16 protein-coding genes are annotated in these 15,579 nt (G+C 46.9%); 6 read left to right on the top strand and 10 right to left on the bottom strand.

Annotated features, from left to right (window positions below; all coding sequences use genetic code 11):
• Positions 1–3: 3 nt before the first annotated feature.
• Positions 4–648: a class I SAM-dependent methyltransferase gene (locus AC3IT7_RS01440; RefSeq protein WP_489249966.1), complete on the bottom strand. Its 645-nt coding sequence runs from the start codon at positions 646–648 to the stop codon at positions 4–6.
• 85 nt (positions 649–733) lie between these two features.
• On the opposite strand from AC3IT7_RS01440, the gene AC3IT7_RS01435 reads away from it, so the two are divergent.
• Entirely contained in the window at positions 734–907 is a 174-nt protein-coding gene (locus AC3IT7_RS01435) for a DNA gyrase inhibitor YacG (protein WP_475655081.1), read from the top strand.
• A 177-nt stretch (positions 908–1,084) separates the two neighbouring features.
• A complete protein-coding gene (locus tag AC3IT7_RS01430) occupies positions 1,085–1,267 on the top strand; it encodes a hypothetical protein (RefSeq protein WP_244783109.1) in 183 nt (60 codons plus the stop codon).
• A gap of 38 nt (positions 1,268–1,305) precedes the next feature.
• Here the strand turns inward: AC3IT7_RS01430 and AC3IT7_RS01425 are convergent, their stop codons facing one another.
• The 5 genes from AC3IT7_RS01425 to AC3IT7_RS01405 form a co-directional block, all read right to left on the bottom strand.
• The gene (locus AC3IT7_RS01425) at positions 1,306–1,950 is read right to left on the bottom strand and encodes an MBL fold metallo-hydrolase (protein ID WP_489249141.1); all 645 of its coding nucleotides are present in this window, start codon (positions 1,948–1,950) and stop codon (positions 1,306–1,308) included.
• A 24-nt stretch (positions 1,951–1,974) separates the two neighbouring features.
• Positions 1,975–2,988 carry a ferrochelatase gene (gene hemH, locus AC3IT7_RS01420; protein ID WP_489249140.1) on the bottom strand — a complete coding sequence of 338 codons (1,014 nt, stop codon included), beginning with the start codon at positions 2,986–2,988 and terminating at the stop codon, positions 1,975–1,977.
• 65 nt (positions 2,989–3,053) lie between these two features.
• Positions 3,054–4,082, bottom strand: a complete 1,029-nt coding sequence (locus tag AC3IT7_RS01415) for a DUF4062 domain-containing protein (protein ID WP_475655078.1) — start codon at positions 4,080–4,082, stop codon at positions 3,054–3,056.
• 116 nt (positions 4,083–4,198) lie between these two features.
• Positions 4,199–5,071 carry a glutamate racemase gene (gene murI, locus AC3IT7_RS01410; protein ID WP_489249139.1) on the bottom strand — a complete coding sequence of 291 codons (873 nt, stop codon included), beginning with the start codon at positions 5,069–5,071 and terminating at the stop codon, positions 4,199–4,201.
• Positions 5,072–5,120: 49 nt separating this feature from the next.
• Entirely contained in the window at positions 5,121–5,732 is a 612-nt protein-coding gene (locus tag AC3IT7_RS01405) for a DUF1285 domain-containing protein (RefSeq protein ID WP_489249138.1), read from the bottom strand.
• Between the two features lie 186 nt (positions 5,733–5,918).
• Here AC3IT7_RS01405 and AC3IT7_RS01400 point away from each other — a divergent pair, with 186 nt between their 5' ends.
• Positions 5,919–7,631 carry an electron transfer flavoprotein-ubiquinone oxidoreductase gene (locus tag AC3IT7_RS01400; protein WP_489249137.1) on the top strand — a complete coding sequence of 571 codons (1,713 nt, stop codon included), beginning with the start codon at positions 5,919–5,921 and terminating at the stop codon, positions 7,629–7,631.
• Between the two features lie 169 nt (positions 7,632–7,800).
• Here AC3IT7_RS01400 and tusA read toward each other — a convergent pair whose 3' ends face one another.
• Positions 7,801–8,061 carry a sulfurtransferase TusA gene (gene tusA / locus AC3IT7_RS01395; protein ID WP_475655388.1) on the bottom strand — a complete coding sequence of 87 codons (261 nt, stop codon included), beginning with the start codon at positions 8,059–8,061 and terminating at the stop codon, positions 7,801–7,803.
• A 202-nt stretch (positions 8,062–8,263) separates the two neighbouring features.
• Here tusA and AC3IT7_RS01390 point away from each other — a divergent pair, with 202 nt between their 5' ends.
• On the top strand, positions 8,264–9,103 hold the full coding sequence (locus AC3IT7_RS01390) for a CorC family transporter (RefSeq protein WP_489249136.1): 840 nt from the start codon (positions 8,264–8,266) through the stop codon (positions 9,101–9,103).
• Positions 9,100–10,659 carry an apolipoprotein N-acyltransferase gene (gene lnt / locus AC3IT7_RS01385; RefSeq protein ID WP_489249135.1) on the top strand — a complete coding sequence of 520 codons (1,560 nt, stop codon included), beginning with the start codon at positions 9,100–9,102 and terminating at the stop codon, positions 10,657–10,659. Before AC3IT7_RS01390 ends, lnt begins: the two co-directional genes overlap by 4 nt.
• Positions 10,660–10,809: 150 nt before the next feature.
• Here lnt and AC3IT7_RS01380 read toward each other — a convergent pair whose 3' ends face one another.
• The 3 genes from AC3IT7_RS01380 to gspF all read right to left on the bottom strand — a co-directional run bounded on the left by AC3IT7_RS01380 (position 10,810) and on the right by gspF (position 13,146).
• Positions 10,810–11,142, bottom strand: coding sequence for a hypothetical protein (locus AC3IT7_RS01380; RefSeq protein WP_489249134.1), 333 nt, complete (start codon positions 11,140–11,142; stop codon positions 10,810–10,812).
• A 284-nt stretch (positions 11,143–11,426) separates the two neighbouring features.
• On the bottom strand, positions 11,427–11,861 hold the full coding sequence (gene gspG / locus AC3IT7_RS01375; RefSeq protein ID WP_475655384.1) for a type II secretion system major pseudopilin GspG: 435 nt from the start codon (positions 11,859–11,861) through the stop codon (positions 11,427–11,429).
• 79 nt (positions 11,862–11,940) lie between these two features.
• Positions 11,941–13,146 carry a type II secretion system inner membrane protein GspF gene (gene gspF, locus AC3IT7_RS01370; protein ID WP_489249133.1) on the bottom strand — a complete coding sequence of 402 codons (1,206 nt, stop codon included), beginning with the start codon at positions 13,144–13,146 and terminating at the stop codon, positions 11,941–11,943.
• A gap of 150 nt (positions 13,147–13,296) precedes the next feature.
• On the opposite strand from gspF, the gene AC3IT7_RS01365 reads away from it, so the two are divergent.
• On the top strand, positions 13,297–15,519 hold the full coding sequence (locus AC3IT7_RS01365) for a primosomal protein N' (RefSeq protein ID WP_489249132.1): 2,223 nt from the start codon (positions 13,297–13,299) through the stop codon (positions 15,517–15,519).
• Positions 15,520–15,579: the final 60 nt, after the last annotated feature.

The following is a 15,579-nucleotide window of genomic DNA, read 5'->3' as shown; positions in this document are numbered from 1 at the left end:
GGCTTATTCCGCAACAGCGGCATTTTGCCCTTGCAATGGCTGAAAGTCGTCAAAACGCGTTACATAGTCTGCGGGCTTGCTGATGATCAGTTGCTGACACAATTCTCCACGTTCCAGATATTTAATTTCAAAATGGGTTCGCGCCGAATCTGCGGCAATTTTTTCTTTGACAAAGGGTAGCTTCCAGAGCTGCTGTAGCTGCTGTTCAGCTTCTTCGATATAGGCAGGAATATTGCTGGCCAGTGTAATGCTGCCACCAGTTTTTAAACGGGACAGCAAGAACTCGAAAAACGGCATATTGACCCAGCGCTGCGCCGGATTATGCGGTTCAGGATTTGGATATAAAATAAAAAATTGTTCTACCTGCTGTGGGTATAACGCATGCACAATCCATGGCAAAGCATCGGCATGAACAGTCCGTAAATTGGTTTGACCTTCAAGAGCATGCTGTTTTTGCATCGCCAGAAATTTTTCGCGGGTACGCTCAATTGCAATCAGTTGAGTGTCGGGATGGGTCTTGCTAAATAACAAAGCATGTTTGCCTTTACCGGCCCCGACTTCCACACAAACCGCTTCAGGGCTGATGCTTTGAAAATCACGGGGTGCATGCATACGCTGTGCTTGAAATTGACGAATCGGCATAATCAGATCAAACTAATAAAAACCGCATAAGTCTAACAAGTGCGGCTATATTTGCCTAATCGAAGCTTTGTTTTTTCTTTGGAGTTGCCTTATGCCCACTACTTTAAACTGTCCGCGCTGTGGCAAACTGACTACCTGGGAAGAAAATGATTTCCGTCCTTTCTGCTCGGAACGCTGCAAGATGATTGATTTAGGGGCATGGGCCAATGAAGAATATAGCTTGCCCACTCAAGATGCGCCACAGGCCGATGCTTCTGAAGATTAGAATTTCTTCAGGTTAAATATTTCTTCTTCTGAAACTGGAATTATGTAAAAAGTTAGCTAAAAATTCACATGAAGTCCATAAAATTACCAAGAAAAGGCAACATGAAGTAACACCATTGTGCATGCCTGAGTATTATTGTTCTACTCTAAATTTTCACATTATTTTTAGAGCAATAATATGGGTTATATTATTTTAAAAGTCATATTAGTTGGAGTGGGTCTGCTGGCTCTTCTGTCTCTAGGGGTCGGTATTTTCCAACAAGATAGCTTATTTATCGTATTGAGTGTGCTTCTTGCCTTTATGGCCTGGCTGATTCACATGCAAACCCGTCAATTTGGCAGTGATCCATTTTCAAAATAAAAGACCAGGACTGCCTGGCCTTTTATTTCCTTGCATATTTAACCAGCTTTACCTGCAACAAAGGGATTATGCTGCTTTTCAAAACCAATCGTGCTAATTGGCCCATGTCCTGAAATGAATTGGGTTTCATCCGGCAAGCTGAAACATTCACGCTGAATCGAATCCAATAGCTGCTGATGGTTCCCGCGCGGGAAATCAGTCCGGCCAATCGAACCTTTAAACAATACATCACCGGTCCATAACAAGGCATAATTTTTGTTATAAAACATCACATGGCCCGGAGTATGTCCAGGTGCAAAACGTACTTCAAACTCTTCATTACCGAGCTTGAGTATTTCCCCACCTTCCAGCCATTGGGTCACTTCAACTTTTTCCGGAATCGGAAAACCATAACGCGCTGAAACTTCCTGAATCATGTCCAGCCAGAATGCATCTTCCTTATGTGGACCAATAACCGGTACATTCCAGGCCTGTTTCAAGGCCCCTACCGCACCGGCATGATCCAGATGGCCATGCGTCAACCACAAAGCTTTCACGGTTAAGCCCAAAACCTCAACCTCTGCTTTGAGTTTCTCAGCTTCGCCGCCCGCATCAATCAAAATGGCTTCTTTGGTGTCCGCATCCCAAACGATGGAACAGTTTTGCTGAAATGCAGTAACCGGAACAATTTTGACTTGTAACATAGGGCAAAACACCTTAGTGAAAAATTAATGAGCAAGCGTTTGTGTCAATGCATCCAGATTAGCCTGTAACAGACTGTTGAGCAATTGCAAATGGTCATCGCGGCTATTTAAAGCCGGAATATAACTGTAACTGCCGCCCCCCAGGGATTTAAAAGTCTCGGCATTTTCTATGGCAAGTTCTTCTAGCGTTTCCAGACAGTCAGCCGAGAATGCCGGACTCATCACCTGCACCGATTTCACTCCCTGTTTCGCCCAGTCTTCTAGCACCACATCGGTATAGGGCTTGATCCATTCCTGTTTGCCAAAACGTGACTGAAAGCTAATCATATATTGCTCTGCATTCAGTCCCAATTCCTGCGCAACCAGTTGTCCGGTAATACGACAACGATCGGCATAGGGATCGCCCTTGTCGGCATAGGGCTGCGGAATGCCATGAAAAGACATTAACAGTTTTTCCGGCTGACCGTGCACTGCCTGATAATCACGCACACTTTGCGCCAGAGCCTGAATAAATAAAGGATGTTGATAATAATCCCGGATAATACTCAAACCGGGCAAATTGCGTTGCTTGACGATCCATTTTGCTACAGCATCATATAAGGGCGCAGTCGAAGTGGCGGAATATTGCGGGAACAAGGGAAATAAAATCACGTGTTCCTGTGGCTGCTCAGACACTTTGGCCAAAACCTGCTGAATATTCGGATTGCCATAGCTCATTGCCGGTACCACCTTTAACTCGAACTGCGGATAGCGCTGGGTCAAATGGGTTTTGACTGCATCGACTTGCTGCAACAGGATTTCACGCATCGGTGAATCCTGTCCCCAGACCTGTGCATAGGCCTGTGAAACCCGCTTAGGCCGAAATGGCAAAATGAACAAGCGCAGGATAATTTGCCAGACAGGTTTTGGAATTTCAATCACCCGCTGATCCGACAAAAACTGCTTCAGGAAACGGCGTACTGCTGGAATCGTGGGTTCATCTGGCGTACCCAAGTTTGCCAATATAATCGTCACTTTCGGTTTAGCAGGAGAATACATTCAGTTTATCCGTCATGGTATCAACCCCTGTACTTTAACAGTTTTTGATTGATTCTCTATATGGATTAATACGCTGATTTAGATTGAAAAGTACGATCTAAATCCAGCAAGCTGCTGTCCAGTAATTTTTGTGCCTTCGAGGTAATCTGCCAGAGCATGCGCTGCCGGTCATCACGACCCGATGGCACAATCCAGTCATTCTGGCGCATCTGGATTTTCAGGCTATGCAAGGCACGAATATTCATCTGGGCACGGGCCACGGCATGTGCACGCGGCATTTCTTTACGTGCATCATCCAGACCGGTTTCATTTAAATATTCATTCATCCGCTTGGAGAAAAACTCTTCCGGTGTTGGATTGACAAAGGTAGATCCCAACAAGGCCAGCAATTGCGCCCAAGTGAGTTTTTTCTGAACTTTAATTTCCTTAAAATTTCCATCCTGATAGGCCTGCATCCGATATTCAAAAGAAAAAACTTCATGCATGGACACTTTGGGCAGGCTCAGGAACGGATCTACTTTCGCTGTTCCGCCATCACGTTCCAGCTGGGCCACCTTCGCCTTCAGCTGGTCAATCTCGTCATGCAGGGCCTGGGTGTTTTGTGGTCGAACCCAGCCGGTTACCGGATAGCGCTCCAGCATTTGCGGCATATTAAAGCGTACTGCCATTTCCAGATCGCGCAGGCTGCGATAAGTAAAGACCTGATCTACTTCCTGTTGTAATAATTGACGGAATTCCTTAAATTTTTCCCGTAATTCCGGCTTGGCATCATGCAATGCACTCTCACGTGATGCCGGATCATCATGCATAAACACGATAATCGGTTTTTGCTTGGTTACAGCATAGATATATTCAAGGTGCATGTACCCGACACCCGATACTGACTGCTCCCCATACTGGCTCCCCAACAAAATCACCACATAGTCACAATCATCAATCTGGCGGCGTGAAAAAGCCGTATTTAACGGTGTACGCTGCTCCAGCCCCCACGAGAAAAAGCCCATACCCACTAATGTTTGAGACAAGATGATACGCTCTGGCTGCATTTCTGCCCCAGAGGTTGAGATGAACACTTGGTACCGTTTATCCAGCATGGGCTATCCTCTTCTCCTGTACATTTGCATAAAAAATGCAGAGCTCATGCATTTTTGACACAATATGACCACCCCAAAATAAAAATATCTTTCTTTTAAAATTATAAAAATGAGTTTTAAACTGCACTCATATTACTGACCTGCCATTTTATGTCGGCAGGAATCAGATGCTGCAAAATCGGCCGGAGTTGTTCAGCATTCTGCCCACTCAGCACCAATTCAATTTTCACACTTTGTTTACGTTCATGCTCAAATAATAACTCATTTTTAATTAAAATTCGGGCCGTTTGTCTCGCAACTGCAAATCCCGAGTCAATTAATGTCAGCTTTTGACCAAAAATATACTGAATTGACGATTTTAGGAAGGGGTAATGCGTGCATCCCAGTACCAGATAGTCAGCGCCCTGATCTACAACTGGTTGTAAAATCTCTTTTAAAGTCTGCAAGCAGGCTGCGCTCATTTGCGCACCCGCTTCGACAAAGGGCACCAGATCCAGACTGGTAACCGGCAGCACTTTAACCTGGGCAGGTTCGGCAAAACGGGAAATCACATCTTTAATCAGTTGCCCGCGAAAGGTGGCCGGTGTTGCCAATACCGCAACTGTTTTAGACTGAGTATTTAAGACCGCAGGTTTCAGTGCAGGTACCAGACCGATAATAGGAAAGTTTTCGCCATAATATTCACGCAAATAATCTAGACTGAAAGCAGAGGCTGTATTACAGGCTACTACCGCAACCTTACAGCCCTGACGATATAACCATTCAATCGCGCGAGCAGTCAGGGCACGGATTTCCTGATCATCTCTGGGGCCATAGGGTACATGTGCAGTATCGGCATAATAGATGAAACGCTCATTGGGCAAATAGCGGGCAATTTCCAACGCCACCGACAAGCCACCGACGCCCGAGTCAAAAATACCAATCGGCGCATCTGGCGTAGCATGGGGCATCGGGTCTAATAGCGGGGAAACGGGTTGAATAGCGCTCATAACTTTGCAGGTGGCTTGTTGCAAAAACTCTAGCGAACAAGCTTAAACCTCAGGTGCTCAAATGCAAGTCTAAATCACCACTTTTCAAGCTTAAAACTGCCTCAGCATCGGCATTTTCACTCAACTCTCCCATCTCGACCAGATGTAAAAATGCTGCACGCTGAATCAGGGCATTGATTCCAAAACGCACATGTACATAAGGTCGCAGTTCACCTTGATATTCACGCATAAAAACTGGATGTTCGGCATCCACAATAATCAGGTCCTGCGTGGTCGTGCCCAGTTGCAGATAAGTCATTCCATTGATCTCGACCTGATCGACCTGATTGACAAATAAAGGTTCATCTTCAACTTCAATTTCAATCATTTCTACCGGTGTTTTTAAATAGAATTTATCATTTTCTTTCCAGAGCACCGTAGCAAACAGGTCAATCATCGGCTGACGCTTGATCAATTGACCTTCGTGCCACCATTCTCCATTGGCTAAAACCTTCAGATTCATTGTGCCGCAATGCTTTGGCTGCCACTGTTCCAAAGGGGGTATTGACCTTTTGTGACTGCCTTGTGCATCTTTTAAGTATTGTGCGATATCCATTAAATTTTTATCATCGGAAGAAGTTACTTTTTTCGTCGGATGTATGCTAGGTACTGGCTTATCCATAAAAGAAGACCTTAATGACGGAAAAATAATATGTTTCAGCCAATTGGCTAAAACCGGCTTTAAAACTATACTAGCCGAGATTATCAAAGACACCTGTATTTTTGTGTCTAGGAACCAAGAACACTTATGGCAGCACCCAATCACCCGATTATGGTTGCCACCGAATAGTAATATGAGGAGTCCTACATGGAACACATCGAACGTGAATCGATGGAGTTTGACGTCGTCATCGTCGGCGCAGGCCCTGCAGGTCTATCTGCTGCGATCAAGATCCGTCAACTTGCAATTGAAAACAACTTAAATGATTTGTCCGTTTGTGTCGTAGAAAAAGGCTCCGAAGTCGGTGCACATATCCTGTCAGGTGCGGTACTTGAACCACGTGCCATCAATGAATTATTCCCGGACTGGAAAGAGCAAGGTGCACCGCTCAATGTGCCGGTGACCGAAGATAAAACTTTCTTCCTGCTTTCAGATGAAAAATCACAAGAAGCCCCGCACTGGATGGTGCCAAAAACCATGCATAACGATGGCAACTATGTCATCTCGCTGGGCAATGTGGTGCGCTGGTTAGGCCAGAAAGCGGAAGAACTGGAAGTGTCGATCTTCCCGGGCTTTGCTGCATCGGACATTCTGTATCATGCTGACGGTACCGTGAAAGGCATCCAGACCGGTGACATGGGCATTGGTAAAGATGGCGAACCAACGCATAACTTTACTCCGGGTTATGAACTGCATGCCAAATACACCATTTTTGCTGAAGGCTGTCGTGGTCACCTCGGTAAACGTCTGATCGAACAGTTCAACCTGGCCAAAGATGCAGATCCGCAGCATTACGGTATCGGGATCAAAGAACTGTGGGAAATTGATCCGGCCAAGCACAAACCGGGTCTGGTGATGCATGGTGCTGGCTGGCCACTCAATGAAACCGGCTCGAGTGGCGGCTGGTGGTTGTACCATGCCGAAAACAACCAGGTGACCTTGGGCATGATCGTGGACTTGTCCTACACCAACCCGCATATGTATCCATTTATGGAAATGCAGCGCTGGAAAACCCATCCACTAATCAAGCAATATCTGGAAGGCGGCAAGCGTATTTCTTATGGCGCGCGTGCCGTAACCAAGGGCGGTTTTAACTCGCTACCGAAATTCACTTTCCCGGGTGGCTCTCTGATTGGTGATGATGCTGGTTTCCTGAACTTTGCCAAAATCAAAGGTTCACATACGGCAATGAAGTCCGGCATGCTTTGCGGTGAAGCGGTATTTGAAGCGATTGCGGCTGGTGTGGAAAAAGGCGGTGATCTGGCGGTTGCGCGTGTAGTTGAAGGCGAAGATTTCTTTGTCAAAGAACTGACCGCCTATAAAGACAAGTTTGATGCAAGCTGGCTGAAAGAAGAGTTATATAACTCGCGTAACTTTGGCCCGGCAATGCATAAATTCGGTCAATGGATCGGTGGTGCATTTAACTTTATCGATCAGAACGTGTTTAAAGTACCGTTTACCCTGCATGATCTGGTACAAGACCATGCGGCACTGAAAACTCAGGCGGCTGAAACGTTTAAACCGAATTATCCTAAACCGGATGGCAAGCTGACCTTTGACCGTCTGTCTTCAGTATTTGTATCCAATACCGTACATGAAGAAAACCAGCCTGCGCATTTAAAGCTGACTGATGCTTCGATTCCGGTGGAAGTGAATTTACCTAAATGGGATGAACCAGCACAGCGTTACTGCCCGGCGGGTGTGTATGAAATCATGGAAAATAATGACGGTTCCAAGCGTTTCCAGATCAATGCAGCCAACTGTGTACACTGCAAGACCTGTGACATTAAAGATCCGTCGCAGAACATCACCTGGGTAACACCGGAAGGTGGCGGTGGTCCTAATTATCCTAACATGTAACGTTAGGATAACCTTGCGAAGCAATGCTTCTCATATCCAAATATGTAATTTAGATATGAGCGATGATTAAGTCGAGCACTGCTCGACCATCGTGCAAGAGAAAAATCTTTGATTTTTCTTCAGCCAAAAAAATCCCTGCCAAGTGCAGGGATTTTTTATAGCTGTTATTTCAGCCGCCCTTTTTCACCAGATAATGAAACTCTTTATGGCCATTTTCATCCAGTCGCTCTTCCTGCAACAGCAACTCATGCCCCAAATGCATACAAAATTTCGGAATATCCCAAGAGGTTGAATTGTCGGTAGCAAACACCTCAACCACATCACCGGCCTTGGATTTACGGATCGCCTGATGCAACATCATCACCGGCTCAGGACAGCGTAAACCTCGGGTATTCAGTTGCAGGCTTGGAATAATTTCAGTTGCGGACATCGCTATACTCAGCAGTGGAAGACTGAAAATATTTTAGCATAATCCCGCTGTTGCATTGCTGCTTTGCCAGAGTGCATCTAACTAAACCTGACCCTGACTCAGGCGATCATGACTGCACATAATATTTGCAATAGACAAGCGTATTTTCTGCGGTATGATAAAATTACATTTTTTTAGATATTAAGAGTCTTCAGGAAAAATCATGCACGAGGAATCAGGCCCGTCGTGGGGTATGCGCGGCTTACGCAAATGGCTGGGAACTGCACCCGAAACTCGCGACGAACTGCTAAAATTAGTACAAGATTCACGTCGATTTTTAGAACCCGATACGGTTGCCATGCTTGAAGGCGTACTTGACCTTCCGGCAACCAAAATTCGTGAAGTCATGACGCCCCGTACGTCAATGATTAGCTTACAGGAAGATGACCAACTGCTGGACATCCTGCATGTTTTGGTCGAATCTGCGCATTCACGTTTTCCGGTATTTTCATCCGATCAGACCGATAACGTGGTCGGAATTCTGCTGGCCAAGGATTTATTGCCTTTTCTGACCGAACCGAATGCTAAAGTCGATATTCGCTCCCTCATGCGTCAGCCTCTTTTTGTACCAGAAAGTGCCCGTTCGGATCAGGTGCTGCGCATGCTGAAAAACACCCAGACCCATATTGCCGTGGTGATTGATGAATACGGCACCACATCCGGAGTGGTGACGCTAGAAGATATTCTGGAAGAAATTGTCGGGGAAATTGAAGATGAACATGACAATGCCGATGAAGAAGCACAGTTCATTGTTCCGGACAGTGACCCGGCTACTGCCAATACCTGGGTGGTACAAGCGCTGACGCCGATTGAACATTTTAATAACATGCTGGATGCAACTTTCTCTGACGATGAAGTAGAAACCATGGGCGGCTTGTTATTACAGGAAATTGGTCTGGTCAATGACCTTGAAGGTCAAACCATCGAGCTGGAAAACTGGCAATTTACCATTCTTGAAGCAGATTCACGCTCCATTCACCTGATTCGAGCTGTGCGCCAATGAGGGCGTATTTCGATAAGCTGTTGAGTTCGTCTCAACAGCAAAAACCGTTACCGCTCATCTATCCGGTCTTAATTGCCTTATTCGCAGGTGCGATCTTCAGTCTGGCCTTGGCTCCCTATCATTACTGGTGGCTGGCGATTCTGTCTCCGGCACTGCTGTATGCCTGTTTGCGCGGTCGTACTTCCAAACAGGCCTTTGGCATTGGCTGGGCCTATGGGATCGGCTTATGGTTTGTGGGCGCCTTCTGGCTGTATACCTCAATCCATGTCTACGGCGATACCAGTGCCTTCCTCAGTGTGGTGATGATTTTGATCATGGCGCTGGTGATGGGGCTGTTTACTGCGGTGCAGACCTTCCTCTATCGGCGCTTTTTTCCGGAAACGCCTTTGACCTTTGCCCCGCTCTGGGTGCTGTTTGAATGGTCTAAAACCTGGGTCTTCACCGGTTTCCCGTGGTTATTTGCAGGTTATGCCTTTACCGAACGCTACCTCGATGCCTACGCGCCATTATTCGGGGTGTTTGGGGTGTCTTTTGTGGTGATTATCCTGGCCTGTGCGCTGGTCGAGATCCTGAACCGACGTCTGTTCTGGGCCGTGCCAGCCGTAGTTTTACTGCTCGGTGCCTGGGGTGCAGCACAGCTGACTTTTGTGGAACAAAAGGATAAGAAGCCACTGACAGTTTCACTGATTCAGGGCAATATTCCGCAAGATCTGAAATGGCTGACCGAATATCAGGTAAAAACCTTATTGATCTATGCCAATCTGAGCAAGACCGAATGGGGCCGTGACCTGATTGTCTGGCCGGAATCTTCGATTCCGATGTTCCAGACCGATATTGAAGCCTTTCTGGAAGCCATGAAAGTTCAGGCAGAAAAATCCGGGACTGCCTGGGTCACTGGGATTCCTTACTGGGATTTGCCAGAGTCGCAAGCTGAAGGTTATCCAAAATATTACAACAGCATCATGGCCAGTGGTGATGAGGCTGACGGCCTTTACAAGAAGCAGCGTCTGGTGCCCTTTGGTGAATACATTCCACTTTCAGGCTGGTTAAGCTGGGTTCTGCCGGCGCTACAAAATGACCCGTCAATGAGCGGTTTTTCCCGTGGTGCAGATGACCAGAAGCCATTGAATGTGAAAAATCATCCCTTAGGCTCTGCGATCTGTTATGAAGTGGCTTATCCAAACCTGACCCGCCGCAATGCCAGCCAGAGTGATTTTCTGGTGACCGTGTCTAATGATGCCTGGTTTACCGGCACTGCGGGACCTTTGCAGCATCTGCAGATGGTACAAATGCGCGCCAAGGAAAATGGCCGCTGGTTTATCCGCGCCACCAATACCGGCGTGACGGCTTTTATTGACCACAATGGCCACATTGTGAAAAAAGCCCCGATGGATCAGGAAGCAGTATTGCGTGGTGAATTGCCGGCGATGCAAGGCGAAACACCCTATATGAAGCTAAGTGATTGGCCAGTGATGATCTTCTCGGTTCTACTCTTGCTTTTGGGGTGGCGCTTCCGTCCGCGCAAGGTGGATGTCAGCTTTAAGTCGAGAAGATAGTTCGCTCAAGCCCCCTTTTTACAAACAAGGATCCAGGGAGATTCCAGATCGCTCTTATCAGTCTCTCCTAGCCTCCCTTGACTCAAGGGAAGTACTCTCAGGACAATAAAAAACCGAGGTCAAGTGCCTCGGTTTTTTATATTTCAAATGTTAGAACTGTATCGCCAAATACGAGATCATACTGGCGAGGGATAACATCGGAAGATAACGGTAAATCTGCAGCAACAGGTTTTCAAATACAGAAACCTGCTGTCCTAACTGCAACACGGAAGCTTTAAGCGCTGACCAGAAGCACAATACGAATAAAGAACTCATCAAGCTGATCGCAAAGAAACCCACCATAATCTGGCTGCTGCCTTCAGTGGTCTGCCATAAATGCAAGATGCCCTGGCTCATGGGTAACATGCTTAAAACCAGAAGAACAGATTTCAGCATCGACCAATGAAATTGGTTTATTTCATCCCCTAAGATTAATGCTTTCATATGCTTCTCCGTTGGCTCGTCAAGTGCCGTTCAGATCATTATGAGCTTTTTTGTGTAAATAGAAAGTGTATATTTATTCATATTTTACGATAATTGTAATAGATAAATATGGGAATAATTCTTATTATAACTCGCATATAGTCTTTATTAATAAATCTTATTGTTTTTCAGCAGCTTGTATTATTTATTATAATTAAGACCTATTATCACTTCACCTGGTATTAAAATAGCCTATCAAGTGAAGTGATATATTCCATCTATCGGAAATTTATAATGATTCTCAGTTAAGGCTGATAATAAATATCAGCATCAGTTCCTTCACCGCCTGCCTGACCATCTGCACCAAATGAATACAGATCAAAAGTACGGCCATTGCTGCCTGGCATCACATATTGCAGGTCATTATCCCAGCTGTCTTTAGGATAGCCCCCTTTTACATAACCGCCGGGTACCCAGTTTTTGGCTGTTGCCGGCTGGTTAACCAGTGCATCCAGTCCGCCTTCCTGCATACTTGGATATTTACCATTGTCCAGCTTATATTGATCCAGTGAACCTGCAATGCTCTGCAATTTGATTACGGTAGTATCGACTTTGGCCTTTTCACCACGTCCCATCACATTCGGTACGATTAATGCAGCAAGCACTCCTAGAATCACAATTACCACCATGACTTCGATCAGGGTAAAGCCCGTCTGTTTATTTAATTGATTCCTTTTCATTTAATCTCTCTCATGCATTTGCATCATTCAGAATTTCCACTTGTAGCTTGAGCACAGCAGGATTCTAAGCGACTTGTATTTAAATCATATTATTCATATTCACAATTGGCAGCATCACCGCAATCACAATCACCAGCACAATACTGGCCATCAGCACCAACATTAAAGGTTCCAATAAAGCCAGTAAAGTCGAAATCAGTGTGGTCACTTCGCGATCCTGCATCTGGGATGCACGTTCCAGCATTCGATCCAGTTCACCGGAAGCTTCACCACTTTTGATCATTTGTACCATCATCGGCGGGAAATAACCACTGCGTTCCAGCTGGGTCGCCAGGTTGCCGCCTTCGGTGACTTTTTCGGCTGCCAGATTGACCGCATCACGAATTACCCAGTTATTGCTGACCGCTGCACCAATACGCAATGCATCCACCAGAGGCACACCTGACTGGGTCAAAATGGACAAGGTACTGGCAAAACGTGCCGCATTAATCCCGCGAGACAATTTTCCAAATAGCGGCAGTTTCAAGGTCAGGCGGTCAAAGGCATAATGCCCGGCCGTGGTTCTCAAAAAACGCACCAGCAGGAAAACGCCCAAACCACTACCGATCAGTAAAAATGGCCAGGCAATCCGGATAAAATCACTGGCTTTCATCAGGGCTACGGTAATCCAGGGCAAGGCATCTTTGCTCTGGTCAAAGGTCTTGACGATATCCGGCACAACATAGGTCATCAGGCCCATCACGATAGCAAAGGACATCAACATCAGGATGATCGGATAGACCATCGCACCCTGGATTTTTTTCTGCATGGCAAAACGGTTTTCGGTATAGTCCGCCAGCTGGTCCAGAATCAGATCCAGATGTCCGGAACGCTCACCGGCTGCAATCGTGGCAATATACAGTTCCGGAAAACGCCCGGACTGCTGCAGACCCTGCGCCAGACTGTGCCCTTCCAGCACCTTGGAACGCACTGACATTAGCAGGTTTTGCACATGCACTTTTTCACTTTGTTTGCCGACGGCGCGAATGGCTTCTTCCAGCGGAATGGCGGCCGCCACCAGCACCGAGAGTTGCCGGGTCATTAAGGCCAGATCATAGGCGGTAATGCTTTTTTCAAACCATTTACGCCGATAATGTTTGTCTTTTTTCTCGACAGGATCAACAGAAACCGGAATAAGTGCCTTATCCCGTAATTGTTGCCGGATCTGACGTGCAGAATCCCCCTCCAGCACGCCTTTTTGCTGCTTTCCTGAAGCATCAAGCGCAATAAACTGATATGCAGGCATTGTAATGCTCTAATTTTCCAAAATTTTGCTCAACGCTGTTGCGTCAGACCACCGAAATCATTCATATTCTTTGATATAAATTATCTGTTCACTCTACCATAACCATACTTTAAGCACGACGAAATTTCTTCAGGATATCCAGCCCAAGATATGCAAAATTCTCATCCCGATTCCAGTCCACTTTGTCGCGTACGCGTTGCTGTTCCGGTGCATGTATTCGATTGTTTTGATTACAGCATGAATGCAGAACAGTTTAAGCAGGCCCAGGTCGGTGCACGCGTCCTGGTGTCGTTTGGACGGCAGAATCTGGTCGGGGTGATTATCGAAAAACTGGCCGCCGATACGCCTGTCGACCCACGTTTTAAACTCAAGCCTGTCACTGAACTGCTGGATGAACGTGCCATCATAGATGAGAAAGTTTTAAGTTTGTTGACATGGTCGGCGCAATATTATCAGTTTCCAATCGGTGAAGTGGTACACAGTGCTTTGCCGACGCTGTTACGCCAGGGCAAGCCTTATAATTTGCTGGCACGTACCTGGAAACTGCTTGACCCTGATGCTGAAGCGAAAGTACGCCGCTCGGAAAAACAGCAGGAAGCCTATCGGATTTTAAAACTGCATCCGGTGGGAACCACAGAAAATGTGCTGAATATGGCCGGAATCGAAACCGCGACCTTAAAAGCACTGGAGAAGAAACAGATTTGTGCCTGTGTACTGGAGCCGCAAGATTTCAGTCCGCAGCCGATGCAACTGGCACAGATGCCACTGACGGCCAATCCTGAACAGAAGCATGCCATTGATCAGGTATTGAAATACCGCAATCAGTATCAGGCTTTTTTGCTGGATGGTCTGACCGGCAGCGGCAAAACCGAAGTCTATTTGCAAATCATGCAGCAGGTACTGAAACAGGGCAAACAGGTACTGGTCTTAGTACCGGAAATCGGCCTGACGCCACAAACCATTAGCCGTTTTCAATCGCGTTTCCATTGTCATATTGCCCTGCTGCACTCGGGTCTGAATGACTCCAAACGGCTACAGGCCTGGCAGTCGGCAGAAACAGGAAAAGCTTCGATTGTACTCGGCACTCGTTCCGCGATTTATACCCCGATACCAAATCTGGGACTGATCATTCTGGATGAAGAACATGACCTGTCTTTTAAGCAGCAGGAAGGTTTCCGCTACCATGCCCGTGATGTGGCGCTGTATCGCGGGCATTTGCAAAAATGTCCGGTGCTGTTGGGCTCAGCCACGCCAAGTATTGACAGTTATGCACTGGTTGAACATGGCAAAATGCAGGTACTGGAGCTGAATCAACGTGCCGGTACTGCACTGATGCCGAAAATTCATATCCTGGATTTAAAAGTCGCACAAAAGCAGCATGGTATCAGCCTGCATCTGATTCAGGACATCAAAAAACGGCTGGAGAGAAAAGAACAGGTGCTGATCTTTTTAAACCGCCGTGGCTATGCTCCCGTGCTGCTTTGTGGCAGTTGCGGTTGGCAGGCCCAATGCCCGCACTGTGATGCCAACTTTACCGTACACCGTCAGCCGTATCAGCATCTGCATTGCCATCACTGCGGAACCATTCACCGTATGCCGGAACAGTGTCCGCAGTGTCAGCATCAGGAACTGGTCACGCTGGGAATGGGCACCGGCAAAGTCGAAGAACATTTAAATGAACTCTTTCCGGATCATGAAGTGATTCGGGTCGATCGTGATTCCACCAGTCGTGTCGGCAGCTGGCAAAAAATTTACGACAAGATTCAAAAGAGTGAACCGGCGATTCTGCTCGGCACCCAGATGCTGGCCAAGGGTCATCATTTTCCTTATGTAACTCTGGTGGCAATTCTGGATATCGATTCCGGCTTGCTCAGTGTCGATTTCCGTGCCACCGAACGTACCGCACAGCTGATCGTTCAGGTCGCCGGCCGGGCCGGGCGCGGTGAACACAAAGGCGATGTCTATCTACAAACCCTGCGACCGGATCACACTCTGCTGAATACCCTGGTGAATGAAAATTATCGCATTTTTGCCCAGCAGACCCTGAAAGAACGGCAGATCGCCAGAATGCCGCCCTACCGTTATGCCATCCTGATTCGTTGTGAATCCAAGGATCAGGCACAAAATACCGAATTCTTACAGAAACATGCAGCTGCACTCAGGCAATATTCCGATCTGGAACTGGACATCTGGGGACCGATTCCTGCACCGATGGAGCGTAAAGCCGGACGCTATCAGTCACATATGGTGCTGTTATCTGCGGACCGTCCCCGTTTGCATTACTATGTGCGCAGCTGGTGGCAAAATATGCTGCAGGACAAACCGTCCAGCATGAAGCTGACGCTGGACATTGATCCGCAAGAACTCAGCTAAGAGCCGCTGTGTCTTCGCACATGTTCAAGACATGCAACCAAGGTCTGGATCAAGCATAAA

Source organism: Acinetobacter sp. KH_038, assembly GCF_057839405.1.
Note: the sequence above shows the minus strand (reverse complement) of the source record. Positions and strands in the feature narration are given on the sequence as shown.

Excerpts from the sequence above, each read along its gene's own strand:
- AC3IT7_RS01435 (WP_475655081.1), top strand. The coding sequence starts at position 734 with ATGCCCACTACTTTAAACTGTCCGCGCTGTGGCAAACTGACTACCTGG.
- AC3IT7_RS01430 (WP_244783109.1), top strand. The coding sequence starts at position 1,085 with ATGGGTTATATTATTTTAAAAGTCATATTAGTTGGAGTGGGTCTGCTG.
- AC3IT7_RS01425 (WP_489249141.1), bottom strand. The coding sequence starts at position 1,950 with ATGTTACAAGTCAAAATTGTTCCGGTTACTGCATTTCAGCAAAACTGT.
- hemH (WP_489249140.1), bottom strand. The coding sequence starts at position 2,988 with ATGTATTCTCCTGCTAAACCGAAAGTGACGATTATATTGGCAAACTTG.
- AC3IT7_RS01415 (WP_475655078.1), bottom strand. The coding sequence starts at position 4,082 with ATGCTGGATAAACGGTACCAAGTGTTCATCTCAACCTCTGGGGCAGAA.
- murI (WP_489249139.1), bottom strand. The coding sequence starts at position 5,071 with ATGAGCGCTATTCAACCCGTTTCCCCGCTATTAGACCCGATGCCCCAT.
- AC3IT7_RS01405 (WP_489249138.1), bottom strand. The coding sequence starts at position 5,732 with ATGGATAAGCCAGTACCTAGCATACATCCGACGAAAAAAGTAACTTCT.
- AC3IT7_RS01400 (WP_489249137.1), top strand. The coding sequence starts at position 5,919 with ATGGAACACATCGAACGTGAATCGATGGAGTTTGACGTCGTCATCGTC.
- tusA (WP_475655388.1), bottom strand. The coding sequence starts at position 8,061 with ATGTCCGCAACTGAAATTATTCCAAGCCTGCAACTGAATACCCGAGGT.
- AC3IT7_RS01390 (WP_489249136.1), top strand. The coding sequence starts at position 8,264 with ATGCACGAGGAATCAGGCCCGTCGTGGGGTATGCGCGGCTTACGCAAA.
- lnt (WP_489249135.1), top strand. The coding sequence starts at position 9,100 with ATGAGGGCGTATTTCGATAAGCTGTTGAGTTCGTCTCAACAGCAAAAA.
- AC3IT7_RS01380 (WP_489249134.1), bottom strand. The coding sequence starts at position 11,142 with ATGAAAGCATTAATCTTAGGGGATGAAATAAACCAATTTCATTGGTCG.
- gspG (WP_475655384.1), bottom strand. The coding sequence starts at position 11,861 with ATGAAAAGGAATCAATTAAATAAACAGACGGGCTTTACCCTGATCGAA.
- gspF (WP_489249133.1), bottom strand. The coding sequence starts at position 13,146 with ATGCCTGCATATCAGTTTATTGCGCTTGATGCTTCAGGAAAGCAGCAA.
- AC3IT7_RS01365 (WP_489249132.1), top strand. The coding sequence starts at position 13,297 with ATGCAAAATTCTCATCCCGATTCCAGTCCACTTTGTCGCGTACGCGTT.